This window comes from Nocardia sp. NPDC049149 (assembly GCF_043197455.1).
Taxonomy (GTDB): domain Bacteria; phylum Actinomycetota; class Actinomycetes; order Mycobacteriales; family Mycobacteriaceae; genus Nocardia.
The window spans coordinates 169,531-183,318 of the sequence record NZ_JBICTD010000014.1 but is presented as its reverse complement, the minus strand read 5'-3'; the positions used below and the strand labels follow the sequence as shown (position 1 = coordinate 183,318).

The 13,788-nt window shown below is 66.4% G+C and carries 8 protein-coding genes; 4 read left to right on the top strand and 4 right to left on the bottom strand.

Translation table 11 applies throughout. The features are described 5' to 3' along the window. Positions 1–9 precede the first annotated feature (9 nt). Complete coding sequence (locus tag ACGFNJ_RS39790) at positions 10–534, bottom strand: hypothetical protein (protein WP_393461036.1); 525 nt, start codon at positions 532–534, stop codon at positions 10–12. 256 nt (positions 535–790) lie between these two features. On the opposite strand from ACGFNJ_RS39790, the gene ACGFNJ_RS39785 reads away from it, so the two are divergent. From ACGFNJ_RS39785 to ACGFNJ_RS39775, 3 genes are all read left to right on the top strand, one after another. Next, positions 791–1,330 (top strand): hypothetical protein, encoded by a 540-nt coding sequence (locus tag ACGFNJ_RS39785; protein ID WP_393461033.1) that lies wholly within the window; start codon positions 791–793, stop codon positions 1,328–1,330. 124 nt (positions 1,331–1,454) lie between these two features. After that, a complete protein-coding gene (locus ACGFNJ_RS39780; protein ID WP_393461030.1) occupies positions 1,455–2,600 on the top strand; it encodes a hypothetical protein in 1,146 nt (381 codons plus the stop codon). Between the two features lie 298 nt (positions 2,601–2,898). Next, complete coding sequence (locus ACGFNJ_RS39775) at positions 2,899–4,116, top strand: DUF5933 domain-containing protein (protein ID WP_393461118.1); 1,218 nt, start codon at positions 2,899–2,901, stop codon at positions 4,114–4,116. A 5-nt stretch (positions 4,117–4,121) separates the two neighbouring features. Here the strand turns inward: ACGFNJ_RS39775 and ACGFNJ_RS39770 are convergent, their stop codons facing one another. Both ACGFNJ_RS39770 and ACGFNJ_RS39765 read right to left on the bottom strand, forming a co-directional pair. Next, complete coding sequence (locus tag ACGFNJ_RS39770; protein WP_393461027.1) at positions 4,122–6,176, bottom strand: phosphocholine-specific phospholipase C; 2,055 nt, start codon at positions 6,174–6,176, stop codon at positions 4,122–4,124. A gap of 264 nt (positions 6,177–6,440) precedes the next feature. Continuing rightward, positions 6,441–7,205 carry an alpha/beta fold hydrolase gene (locus ACGFNJ_RS39765; RefSeq protein ID WP_393461024.1) on the bottom strand — a complete coding sequence of 255 codons (765 nt, stop codon included), beginning with the start codon at positions 7,203–7,205 and terminating at the stop codon, positions 6,441–6,443. Between the two features lie 202 nt (positions 7,206–7,407). Between ACGFNJ_RS39765 and ACGFNJ_RS39760 the strand changes: the two genes are divergently transcribed. Then, positions 7,408–11,676, top strand: a complete 4,269-nt coding sequence (locus ACGFNJ_RS39760; RefSeq protein ID WP_393461021.1) for a MupA/Atu3671 family FMN-dependent luciferase-like monooxygenase — start codon at positions 7,408–7,410, stop codon at positions 11,674–11,676. Here ACGFNJ_RS39760 and ACGFNJ_RS39755 read toward each other — a convergent pair whose 3' ends face one another. After that, the gene (locus ACGFNJ_RS39755) at positions 11,677–13,185 is read right to left on the bottom strand and encodes an aldehyde dehydrogenase family protein (protein ID WP_393461018.1); all 1,509 of its coding nucleotides are present in this window, start codon (positions 13,183–13,185) and stop codon (positions 11,677–11,679) included. Positions 13,186–13,788: the final 603 nt, after the last annotated feature.

Genomic DNA, 13,788 nt, shown 5'->3' with positions numbered 1-13,788 from the left:
TCGGCACGCTCAGTCCTGTCCGACGCTCGAGGCCTGGTCGAGCAGGGTCACGCCCAGTTCGACGAGGAAGTCGGCATGCACGGTCGACAGGGTTTCGGCCGTCTCGTTGCCGACGAGGATGTAGCTGTCGGGATCGGCCTGACCGGCGATGAACTGTTCCAGCGCCGCGTCGTCCTGCCCGAATTCCCGGAGGCGATCGAGGTCCATGACGACCTCTTTGTGCATCATCGTGCCGCCCCAGACCTTGGTTGCGGTGGTGGTGAGGGTGAAGTCCTTGGTGTCGTCGTGCATGCGCTGATAGCGCGGCCACTCCTCGGCAACGACGGTGAAGCGCATCGGGACGACGTTGTCGCCGATCGCGAAATCCGCTCTCATGCGGTCGCCGAGCCGGAGCGCTCGCTCGACGGTGCCGCGCACTCCGGCACCGGCGGGTGTCCACATTTTCGCCGATCGTTGCGGCGCTTGCCGTTCCCGTATCGCGGCGAGCGGCGCCGAAATGAAATAGTCGACTTCCACTTCTCTGAAATCCGCCATGGCGGCCTTCCTGACGTGCCGACGGTGGACGACTTTCGACGATCGATGTTTCGCAAGTCAGTATTGCCGATCGACGCAGCCGCAAACAGTCGGCTACCACCCGTGTCGCGCGGGCCATGCGCCGTCCGTGCACAAAATGCCCGGATATCGCGGTCATTAAGAACTTAACGTAGTTCTTCGAAAGTCACCTGGATAGCGTGGTAATACGCCGCCTGAGGCGGTAGTCGGGAGTGTGCGCACGGAGAGGCTGCGGTTCGTGATCAAAACTGCGCTGATCAAGTCGGTGGCGTTCCTCGGCGCGATGGCCATGCTATTCGGCGGCGCCGCAGTGGTTTCCGGCTATGTCGTGCAGACAGGCTCGGATCTGGAACGCGATCGCTTCCTCGGCCTGGTGCTCCTGCTCGGCGGTGTCGCGTTGACGACCGCGGGCGTCCTGCTCGATCGCCGGTTCCAACGGATCAGCAGGCAGGTCGAGGCAGGGACCCTGCTGTACCGCGCCGACCTCGCCTGCCGTCGCGGCGAGCTGACCGACGCCGAAATCTGGTACCGCAGAGCCGCCGACCTCGGGAACACCGACGCGATGACCCACCTCGGGCACCTACTGTTCGCCGAGGGTGAGCTGGCCGACGCCGAATTCTGGTACAGCAGGGCCGCCGCGCGCGGCAACGACGATGCGGTGGCAGGCATCCGGCGGGTCATGTATCACCGACATGCCGGGCAGGCATTGCCGCACTGCGGCTGTGTCGAGCATCGGAATAATGGGTGGGTAATAGAGTTTGATCAAGATCGATATTAACGCTGGGAACTTCATATCCAGTTGAACATCCTTGCCGACACCGGACAAACCCTGAATGCTCATCGAAACTTCGAATTGTCCGACTTACCGGGTCGTCTGACGAACGATCCAGAAGGAGTCTGGGGTGTCGCTTTACCGAAAGACGATGATTGTTTCCTTCGCACTACTGTGCGGTCTCGGCGCCGTTTCGGTGCCGACCACAGCGGTCGCCGAACCGGACGCCGCCGCCGTCGATACCGACGGTGACGGATTGCCCGATGCATGGGAGAAGAACGGATACGACGCCGATGGCGACGGGAAGATTGACGTCGATCTCCCGAAGCTGGGCGCGAATCCGAACCACAAGGACATCTTTGTCGAGATGGACTACATGAATGGACGCTTGCCGACCACGGCAGCGCTCGACCGTGTCGTGAATGTCTTCGCCACCGCGCCGGTCACCAACCCGGACAACAAGCCGGGCATCACCATCCACCTGGACGCCGGGAACGCCAGGGGCGCCGCCTACAACCTCGGCGGCGGGAACCAGGTCCCCTACGACGACAATTTGTCGCCGGTGGACTCGCAGGTCGGCGCCATCAAGCGGACCAATTTCAACTCGAAACGCGCCGCCGTCTTCCACTACATGATTTGGGCCGACTCCTACGACAACGGTTGCAGCAGCGGCATTTCGCTCGGCATCCCGGCCGATACCTTCGTCGTCGCGCTCGGACCGAAGTGCGGCTGGAATCCCGGCGACGACGGAAATGTCGGCACGTTCATCCACGAACTCGGCCACAATCTCGGCCTGAAGCACGGCGGCGTCGACCACACCAACTACAAGCCGAACTATCTCAGCGTAATGAACTACAGCTTCCAGTTCGGCGGCGTTCCCAAGACCGAAGGCGGCGCCGACTTCGGTTACTCCCGCGTGAATCCGCCTGCGCTGAACGAGAATTCGCTGCAGGAGCGACAGGGCCTCGGCCCGACCGCCGCCCCGTGGAAGACCACCTACTTCTGCCCGGACGGCACCAGGCGGCGGACTCAGAACGCGGCGTCGCAACCGATCGACTGGGATTGCGACGGCAGCATCGACACCAACGCGGTGCGCTCCAGCATCAACAACGACAACAGCTACGGCACCTTGCAGGCCCAGAACAACTGGAGCTCGCTGGTGTACACCGGCGGCGCGGTCGGGCCCCTCGCGCCGGAGACCAGGGACCTCCCCGAGCGTTCGCCGGAGGAGATGACCAAGACGGAGTTCGACAAGCTGCAGCGGAGTCTGCGCTAGCACGGACACTCCCGAGCCGCGAACGGCGCGACCTCTGTCTGAGGCCGCGCTGTTCGCGATTCTTCGACCATCGCAGATACCGCCCCCGCCCGCCTCGGCGTCGACATCCCGTAATCAGGCTGCGCGGTGATGTTCATCCGATGTTTACGATGTCCGGATGCTTACTCACGACACGCAACACAGCTCACCCGCACCGCCCGAGCGAGTGGATGTTGCGCGCCGCGAGCGGCACTTTCGACCGTTGACCATCTGGGGCGGCATCGCCGCCGCGGTGCTCGTCCTCGTCGCCGGACAGCTGATGTCCGCGCACATCCACGCGCTCGGGCCGCTGACCAGCCTTCTTCGCGACTACGTCGGGTCGCCCAAGTCGGCGACCACCTCGTGGGCAGGCTTCCTGCTCGCGCTGGTCGGCATCACGACCAGGGCGCGGGTGACCGCGCTGGCCGCAGCACTCGGCATCGATCTGATCTTCGTTGTCATCCGGGCGCTGGAGGGCAGGCCGTTCACGGTCGGCAACGGTCCGACCATCGTGCTCACCGCACTCGCGGTGCTCGCGGTCGTGCGCTGGACCGGCGCCAAGCGCGAGACGGCCTTGCGCACCATCGCACTCGGCGCGCTGCTGATCCTCGCGACCAAGGTCGGCGAGATCTGGCTGGACATCACGGCGTGGGCCTGCCCGCTCGTCCTCGATCCCTATACGCAGCTGGCCGATCAGGCGCTCGGCAATCCGTCCTGGGTCGTCGGGCATGCGCTCGACGTGGCGGGACCCGCGGCGTTGGGCCTGGTGCGCTGGGTGTACTTCGAGCTGCCCGTCGCGGCCATCGTGGTTGCCGTCTGGCAGCTGCGCGGGGTTACCGCGGGCCGGTGGCCGCAGCATCATCTGGTGCGCACGTTCCTGGTGATCGGCCTCATCGGCCCGCTCGGGTATGTGCTGTTCCCCGTGGTCGGTCCGGTGCTCGCGTTCGGGCCGGAGGGACACGGCATGGCGCTCGCCGATGTCTGGCCGAATACCCTTCCCGCGCTGCCGTTCCCGGTGGATTCGATGCCGTTCGACGGCATCACCCCGCGCAACTGCATGCCGTCGCTGCACACCGCGTGGGCGCTCGCGCTGTTCATTCATTCCCGGCGCGGGCCGCTCTGGTTGCGTTGGGGCGGTGCGTTCTGGCTGGTGTGCACCCTGATCGCGACCCTCGGCCTCGGCGCCCACTACGGCGTGGATCTCGTTGCGGGCGCGGCATTGTGCCTGACCATCGAGTCCGTGCTGCGTGCTCCGGGCCGAGGCTGGGATCGCGGCCGGATCCAGGTGGTGATCATGGGCATCGCCACCTTCACCTGGGTGCTGCTGTGCACCCGCTACCTCGCCGAATCGATGGCGGCGCATCCGATTCCGTTCGGGATCGCGATCCTCGGCCCGCTTGCCGCGCTGGCGGCGCTGTTCTACGCGACCTGGTTCGGACCGGACCGCGCGGCACCGCGGACGCCCGAATCGCTTGTCCACGAACGCGTCGAGGCCTGACCCGCTCAGCCGGTGACGCTGGCCTGGCCGTTCTCGATGTGCCCGCGGAAGTGGCGCTCGTAGGCCGGGTCCACGTCGACGGTCAGCGAAAGGTCGTACCAGCCCTTGCCATTGCCGAGCGCGTTCCAGGTGTCGGTGGTCGTCTTGCCCGCCGCGATCTTGTAGGTCCACGGACCGTCTTTGCGGTAGCTGTTGGCCTTCACCGTGACGGTGGCCTGCTTGGTGCCCTTGTTCGTCATCGACAGTTGCAGCTTGTTGTCCGGCGTGTAGCCCGCGGTCACCTCCAGCGGTGAGCTCGCGGTGCCTGCCAGCCGCCAGAGGAACCGATTCGGGCCGTGCACCGCGATGGCGTATTTCGTGCCTGGATAGAACTTGATGTTCCAGGTGTCGCTGACCGCGTCGCCTGCCTTCACGTCGTAGCGCCACGGCCCGTCGGTGCGGCCGTCGGCGCGATAGGCGGCCAGCTGGAGGTCGGCCGTGCCGGTGTTGCGGAACGTCGTGGTGAGAGCTCCGCCGGCGGCGAGGATTCCGGTCACCGTCGGGGCGTAGGGCAGCGGCCTGGCCGGCCTGGTGCCCGGTTCCTGGGTCGGCGGCTGCTGGCTGCCCGTTGCGGGTGGTGCGGGCTTCGGCAGTGAGCTCTGGGTCTTATCGGCTTGCGCCCGCAGCGCATTGGCGTCGGGCAGCATCGGGATGGTGGTGTCCGGCTTGGCGAAGTCGAAGCACCCGGTGAGGTCGCCGCAGATCGACCGGCGCCACGCCGAGATATTGGGCTCGGCGACGCCGGTCCACTTCTCCAGGAAACGGATCACCGAGGTGTGGTCGTACACCTGCGAATTCACCCAGCCGCCGCGACTCCACGGCGAGATCACCAGCATCGGCACCCGCGGGCCGAGGCCGATGGGCTGGCCGTTGACGTACTCGCCGGGGGTGCCCTGCGGCGCCATCGGCGGCGGCACGTGATCGAAGAATCCGTCGTTCTCGTCGAAGTTGATCAGCACGGCGGTCGAATCCCACAGTTTCTGATTGCCCCACAACGCCTTCAGCACCGCCTGGGTGTAGGCCGCGCCGTCGCAGGGACGGGCCGCCGGATGCTCGGAGTAGCCATAGGGCGCAACGACCCAGGAAACCTGCGGCAGCCGTCCAGCGGCACAGTCGGCGACGAAATCGGTGAGCACGTGACCGACGTCCTTGCCGCGGCCGGAATCCGGCTTCCAGTTGTTCTCGCCGAATACCTTTGCCCGCGAGGCCAGTTCGGTGTTCTTCGGGTCGTGGTAGGCGTCGAACAGCCACAGCGGATTGTCACCGTAGTCGCCGACGAAGGGGTGGCGGCCCGAGTCGTCGCCGATCTCGTCGTTGGCATACACCTTCCAGCTGATCCCCTTGGCCAGCAGGCGCTCCGGGTAGGTGGTCCAGCGGTAGACCGGCTTGTAGTTCGCCGGGTTACCGGTTGCCGGTCCGCCGAATTGCCCTGCGGCGTCGATGGTTCCGGTCCAGTGGTAGAGCCGGTTCGGTGTGGTCGGCCCGAGCACCGAACAGTAGTAGTGGTCGCAGACGGTGAACGCGTCGGCCATCGCGCGATGGAACGGGATGTCGGCCTGGGTGAAATAACCCATGGCCATCTCGCCTTTCGCCGCGATCCAGCCATCGCTCCAGCCGTCACGGACCGCGCGGTGCTGATCGTCCCAGCCGTGCGGCAGATCGCCGGTGTCCTGGCCGTCGACCACCTTGGTGTCGATGTGGAAGGGCAGCAGATAGCCGCCGTCGGAGCGACCGGAATCCGGCTGGTAGTAGAGGTTTCGGCCGTCGGGCTTGACCAGCGCGCTCGCGTCGGCGAGCCCGCGCACCCCGCGCATCGTGCCGAAATAGTGGTCGAAGGACCGGTTCTCCTGCATCAGGATCACCACGTGCTCGACATCGTTCAATGTGCCGCGCTTGCCAGGCGCGGCGAGCGCTTCGGCCATGCCGGACGGCAAGGCTTGTAAACCGGTGGTCACCGCGGCCGCGCCGAGCGCGCCCCCGATGAATCGTCGCCTAGGAAAACTCGAACCGCTTCGGGGCACCGCATTGCCTCTCGGTCTGACAGCGAACGTGCACAGCAAATGGCGTTGGCGAATCTTCTACCGATTTTCTGGGCCGGAAACAAATGCGCCGTAAACCCCCCATTACGTAAAACCGAATGAGTCGCGACCGATCAGTGCGGGAGAATTCTCGACCGGCACTACGGCGGCCCCGTCGGCGCATTTGTCATGAATTGACGATGGAATGGTACAACGCGACAGAAAGTTTGTCGCGCGCACCACATCCACGACGTTCGAATATCTCGATCAGGCGGCCCGATCGGCGGCCAAGAACGGCAGCACGACGGGCAGCACCGCGGCGGAATCACTCCATGCGGCGACGTGACCGAGCCCAGGTACCGAGGTGAACGGCGTGCCGGTCCGCTCGGCGAAGGTGTGCATGGCGTCGTGCCAGATATCGTCCGAACCCGCGTACATCAGCATCGGCACGTCGACCTCGGCCAACTGGGCATGTAGGCCAGGCTCGGTGGAGAACGCCGCGTAGTTCGCGCGCAGCGCCGCCGGGTGCGCGGCCGCGATCACCGCAGCCAGCGTCGGGTCGCCCGCGGAGCCCTGTTCGATCAGCGGGTACATGTCGGCGTCGGCAGGCAGCCCGAGTTCGCCGCGCATCAGGTGCAGCGCCGAATCGAACCCGGCGATGGGGTCGAACGCGCCGGCAACCAGCCTGGTGAGGCGTTCGGGCGCGTGCACCGCGACGGCGAAGCCGGTCAGCGCGCCGAGCGAGTATCCCCAGTACGCCGCCTTGTCGACGCCGACCTCGTCGAGCACCGCGGTGACGGAGTCGGCCCGCTTGGACAGCGCGTACGCCGCTTTGTCCTGCGGTGCGGCACTGGCGCCGAGGCCGAGCGGATCGACCAGGATCACCGTGTGCGTCGTCGCCAAGACCGAGGTATAGCCTGCCTCCGTCCAATGCGCACCGATCTGAAACATGCCGGGATGCAACACCAGTGGCGGTCCATCTCCGAAGACCTCATAGGCGATCTTCAGTCCGTTGCTACGTGCGATGGGCACTGACCACTCCTTGTCCACTGACGGTCGAACTTCTCGACGAGGGTACCGACCGCGGCACGCGCCAGGACTTCGGCAAGGCGTGCCCGTTGTTCTGAGGGCTTGCCCGGCCGCCGGGCCACCTAGTTGACTGGTCCGAAGAGCCGATGAATCGAATACGTCGATCGTGCGCTCTCCGCTCCCGGCGTGCGCCAACGATCGCCTCATGGGGAGTGCTGTGCCCTTGCGCCGTCCTTCGACGCTGCTGACTGTGCTGAGCGAGCGGGCCGCGCAGACGCCCGACAGACCCGCCTTCACCTATCTATCGGAAGGTGGCGGCGCGGACACGCTCACCTACCACGAGGTGTACGCGGCTGCGGTCGACCTCGCAACGAAGGTGCGCGACATCGGAGCGCCCGGCGACCGAGTGCTCGTCGTCTCGGTGTTCGGGCCGCACTTCCTCGCGTCGTTCTTCGCCTGCCTGCTCGCCGGCCGGATCCCGGTTCCGGTGGCGAATCACCAACCAGGAGCGGCATTCTCGGACCTGGCCGCGCTCGCGACGATGGCGGCCGACTGTGCGGCGACGTCCATCATGGCGCCGCGGGCAACGGTCGAGGCGCTGCGGGCGGCGAGCCTGGACTACCCGCCTTTGCCCGGGCTGGTGTGGGTCACCAACGATGAGCCGACCGGACACGCTCTGGTGCAACCGATTACGGCCGATCCGGGAGATATCGCCTTCCTGCAGTACACCTCCGGTTCGACGAGGACGCCGCGCGGGGTGATGGTGACCCATGCGAATCTGATGCACAATCTCGGCGTCATCGAGCGCACCTTCGGGCATACGCCGGACAGCAAAGGCGTGATCTGGCTGCCCGCGCACCACGACATGGGGCTCATCGGCGGGCTGTTGCAGCCGCTGTATGCGGGTTTTCCGGTGGTGCTGATGTCGCCGGAGGCCTTCGTGCGCGACCCGCTCACCTGGCTGCGCGCTCTGTCCGACCACGGCGGGACGACCAGCGGCGGGCCCAACGTCTGCTACGACTACAGCGTCAAACGGGTGTCTCCCGACGCCGTGGCCGAGCTGGATCTGAGCAGCTGGGATGTTGCGTTCGTGGCCGCCGAACCAATCAATCAGCGTGCGCTGCAACGCTTTGCGGACCATTTCGCGCCCGCCGGGTTCCGCCGCGAAAGCCTGCTTCCCGGATACGGTCTCGCCGAGTCGACCTTGTTCGTCAGCGTGACGGACCGCGGCGCCGGTGTGCGTTCGACCCAGGTATCGGGCCGCGACATCGTCAGCTGTGGCGTGGTCGCGGGCGGTGGCGCCGTCATCGCGGACCTCGACGGCCGACACCGGGTGGCGTCCGGTGAGATCGGCGAGATCTGGTTGACCGGACCGAGCGTCGCCGAGGGGTATTGGGGTCGGCAGGCGGAGACCGAGGCGGCCTTCCACGCCCAGCTGCCCGGCGATCCGGCCACCTACCTGCGCACCGGTGATCTCGGTTTCCTGCGCGACGGCGAGCTGTACGTGACCGGCCGGGTGAAAGAGCTGATCATTGTCCGAGGCCGCAATATCGCGCCGCAGGACGTCGAATGGACCATCGAGACACAGCATCCCGCGCTGCGTCGGGGCCGGTGCGCGGCCGTCAGTGTCGACGTCGCGGGGACGGAAGCGCTCGCGGTGCTGCTCGAGGTCGACGAGGGCAAGCTCGACCAATCCTTGGCGGAACTGGAAACCTCGATCAGGCAGGCGATCTCGCGCGATCATGGGCTCGATATCCACCGTGTCGTCTTCCTCGCCCCCGGCCAGCTACCCAGGACGACCAGCGGCAAGGTGCAGCGGCTGAAGGCCAAGGACGAGTTTCTCGTCGAGAGCGTGGCCGAGCAGCTGACCGGCTGGCTGGCACAGCTGACCGGTGTGGCCCCCTGGGCAGTGAATGCCGAGCGGCCTTTGACAGCAATGGGTTTGAACTCGATCAAAGCCAGCGAGTTCGGTACCTACGTCGAGCGCAAGTTCGGCTATCCGATCGCGCCGGAGCGGCTCTTCGAGGGGCTGACGATCAACCGGCTTGCGGCCGACATCGAGGCACGTGCCGCCGCCGCGGATCAGCAGATCGACCCGCCGGACCTCACCGAACCGCTGCCGCTGGTGCCGGCGCCGGTGCCGGCGCCGGTGCCGGTGCCGGAAACCCGCAGTGCCCCAGTCGAGTTCAGCCTGTTCTTCTTCGCCAGCGATGCGGAGCCCGACAACCAGGATCGGTACGGCCTGTTCCTCGACTGCGCCGAATTCGCCGATGTCAACGACTTCCGCGCGGTCTGGCTGCCGGAGCGGCACTTTCACCGCTTCGGCGGGCTGTTCCCGAACCCGGCCGTGCTCGGCGGCGTGCTGGCGCGCACGACCGAGCGGATCCGGATCCGCGCAGGCAGCGTCGTGCTGCCGCTGCACGATCCGGTGCGCGTCGCCGAGGAGTGGTCCGTCGTCGACAACCTCTCCGGCGGCCGGGTCGACATCGCGTTCGCGACCGGATGGAATCCGGACGACTTCGTGCTCGCCACCGACGACTACGCCGACCGCGAGCAGGTCATGCTCGCAGGCGCCGACCAGGTGCGGCGACTGTGGCGCGGCGAGGCGATCACCCGGCCGAACGGCAAGGGCGAGCAGATCGAGGTGCGTACCTTCCCACCACCGGTCCAACCCGAATTGCCGATGTGGCTCACCTGTAGCGGCGGGATCGGCCGGTTCGAACAGGCCGGCGAGCTCGGCGCGAATGTCTTGACCGCGTTGCTGTTCCAGGATGTCGACGAGCTGCGCACGAAGATCGCCGCGTACCGCAAAGCCAGGGCGGCGCACGGCCACGATCCGCACGGCGGGCACGTCACGCTGATGCTGCACACCTTCCTCGATCCCGACGAAGACTACGCCAGGCAAGTGGTCGAACAGCCGTTCAAGGAGTATCTGCGCGACTCGGTCGATCTGTGGCGCCGCGGCGCGGAGCCGCTGAACAACTTGAGCGAGGCCGAACAGGGTCAGGTCCTCGACTACGCCTTCGCGCGCTACTTCCACACGAGTGCGCTGCTCGGCACCCCCGACCATGCCGTGCGGCTGATCGACGAGCTGGTGTCGGCCGGTGTCGACGAGATCGCCTGTCTGGTGGACTTCGGCGTCGACCGGGCGCGGGTCCTCGACAGCTTGCGGCATCTGGCGGACCTGCGCGACCGTTGGCCGACCACTGCGGCGCCGACGCCGCCCGCCGACGCGGATCTCGGGGTGTCCCTGCGCAATCGGCAGGCGCTTGCGCTCCGCACCAGCGGCGGAGTGCTGGCGAAGGCCAGGGACTTCGATCTGGCCACCCGGTTGCGCGCGGCCGATCTGCTGCCGTTCTATCCGGATCTGAGCGAATCCGACGGCGCCACCTGTCAATACGAGGGCAGGGAGCTGATCATGTTGGGCTCCAACAACTATTTGGGGCTCACCGCGGACCGCAGGGTCCGTGAAGCGACCGCGGCGGCGGCGCTGCGGGACGGACCGAGCGTCACCGGATCCCGGCTGATGAACGGGTCCACCCCCGCGCACGGCGAGCTGGAGCGCATGCTGGCACGCTTCGTCGATCGACCGGACGCGCTGTTGTTCGCCACGGGATATCAGGCGAATCTCGGCCTGTTGTCGGCCTTTATGGGTCCGGGCACTGCGCTGCTCGTCGACGAGGAATGCCACGCCTCGATCTACGACGGTGCGGCGATCGGCGGCTGCCGGCTGATCCAGTTCCGGCACAACGACAGTGCCGATCTCGACCGCAGGCTCCGCAACGAGGCGGCAGGGCTGCCCGCCATGGTCATGGTGGACGGCGTGTATTCGATGTCCGGCGATATCGCCAGGCTGGCCGAGATCCGCGCGGTGTGCGATCGGCACCAGGTGCCGTTGGCGGTGGACGACGCGCACGGTCTCGGCACGATCGGCGCGACCGGACGCGGCGTCGAGGAGGAACTGAGCATGGTCGGCGCGGCCGATCTGCTCAGCGGCACCTTCTCCAAGAGTTTGGCCTCGGTCGGCGGCTGGCTGGCGGGCCCGCACGACCTGCTCGATTGGGTGCGGTATTACGGTCGATCCCAACTGTTTTCGGCGGCGATTTCGCCGCCCGCCATTGCCGCGGCAACGGCGGCACTAGAGATCCTCGAAGCGGAACCCGATCGGGTCATGACACTGCGCGGGCTGTCCTGGTACTGGCGTAATGGCCTGTCGGAGTTGGGCTTCGACACCGGCACCGCGGGCACCACCATCGTTCCGGTGTTCCTCGGTGACGAAGTGCTGTGCCTCCGGTTCGCCAAACGCCTGGTCGACGAAGGCGTTTACGCCAACTGTCTGATCGCGCCCGCGGTGCCTGCCGAGCGCGCGCTGATCCGGACCACCGTCACGGCGGTGCACGAGATCGACCAACTCGATCGGGCGTTGGCGGTGTTCGAACGGGTCGGCCGGGAGCTGCGGGTCATCGGCGGGTGATCAGCCGCGCCCGTACAGGATTCGGGCAAGGGCGGCGAGCATCCGATTGTCGGCCGGACGGCGCGTGAACGTGGTCGTCCGCACCGGACTCCGAAACCGCTGCCTGGTAATCGCTTTCGCGGCGGTCCATTCGCGCAGACCGTCCGGCCCGTGGATCCGGCCGAAGCCGGAACGGCCGACACCGCCGTACGGGAGCGCGGGCACCCCGGCGTAGGCGACCACCGAGTTGATCGAGGTCATGCCGGAGCGCATGCGACGCGCCAATTCCACGGCACGGGAGCGGGCGAAGACCGCGCCGCCGAGGCCGAATCCAGTGGCGTTCGTCTTGGCGAGCGCCTCGTCCATGTCGGCGACGGCGGCGACGACGAGCACCGGCCCGAAGGTCTCTTCCCGGATGACCAGCGCGTCTTCGGGCACGTCCACCAGCACGGTCGGTTGGATATACCGGTCGCCGATGCCGTCGAGGCCACCGGTGAGCGTGCGGCCGCCGCGCTCGTGCGCGTCGGCGAGGTGGCGCCGGACGACCGCCACCTGCTCCGGCATCGTGATGGGGCCGATCTGTTGTCCCACACCGGCTTTCACGGTGCCAACCAGTTCGACCACCTTGCTGATGAAGGCGGCGTAGACCCGCTCGTGCACATACGCGCGCTCGACCGAGATGCAGACTTGTCCCGCATTGCTCATCGCACCCCACACCGCGGCGTCGGCGGCGGCCGCCACGTCGGCATCCTCGTCGACGAGCATCACGTCGGTGGCGCCCGCGTCGATCAGCATCGGCGTCAGCGTCTCGGCGCAGGCCGCCATCACCTTCCGCGCGGTGGGCAGCGAGCCGGTGAAGCTGATCTTGTCGACGCCGGAGCGACACAGCGCATCGCCGGTCGCGTCGGCGCCGGTGACGGTGTGCAACAGCCGGTCGTCGCCCGCGACCCGGCGGAAGCTGTCGGCGAGCCACTCGCCGATCTGCGGGGTGTACTCGCTGTGCTTCAACACCACGGTGTTGCCGCCTGCCAGGGCGTAGGCGGCGGTGCCGACCGGACCGAAGAGCGGGAAGTCCCACGGACCGAGGACGCCGACAACCCCGAGCGGCTGGTACTCCACCGTGGCCCGCTGATTCACCATGAACAATCCGGACGCGGTTCGCCGCGGCCCCAGCACTTTTCGCGCATGCTTGGCTGCCCAGTCGATATGTTGGGCGGCCACAATCACTTCGATTGTCGCGTCCTCCAGCGATTTACCGTTCTCCGCGTGCAGCAGGTCCGCCACTTCGCCGCGCTGCTTGATCAACGCCGTTCGCCAGGACTTCAGTATCCGCTTGCGCTCACCGAAGCCGATCTCCGCCCACGACGGCTGCGCCTCGCGCGAGCGCTGCACGACCTCGTTGACCTCGACCGCGGTGTGCACCGGGTAGGTGCCGATCACCGCGCCGGTGGCCGGATCGAACGACCGGAAGGTCCCCCCGACCCTGGCGGAGAAACGTTCGTCCACCACGCTCGATTGCTTTTCGATCACCCCGAAACTCTATCGGCAGGTGGCCTGCGGGTCGGGCACATTGCGAAAAATCGATATCACCGGATCCGAAATTCTCGTTATTCGAACCGGCGCGCTGCGATTAACAATACGAACTCGACAACGGCCCGAATTCCGTTCAAATAGTTTCGCCGATCATATCGGCACAGATCGCGCCCGGCAGGCTACCCGACCCTGCAATTGCCACAACCCCAACTCTCCAGAATAACTCGCCAAATCCCGCCTGTGTCAGGAACTCTCAAATTCGGCACACCACACAAACAGACTTGGCCGAATGCTACATTCATCAACATACCGGTCGTTATTTTTATCCGGAAACTCTCTTGTGACAATGTGTAACCAAGAGGAAATAACAATGTCGGTAAGCTCCCTCTCGAAGAAAGGAGAACCTTTCTTCGGTAACGAGATCTAAGGAGACAACAATGGGTTTGCTCGCCGGTTTGATCGACGTTGTCGGAAGTGTTCTGCACCTCCTCCTCGGAGGACTCTGAAATCGCATCACTCGGTGCGTTAGCTCAATAACCCTGCGCTGAGCTACCTGCCCCGTGTCGCGCGGACACGGGGCAGGACCACCGTCGGCCCCGG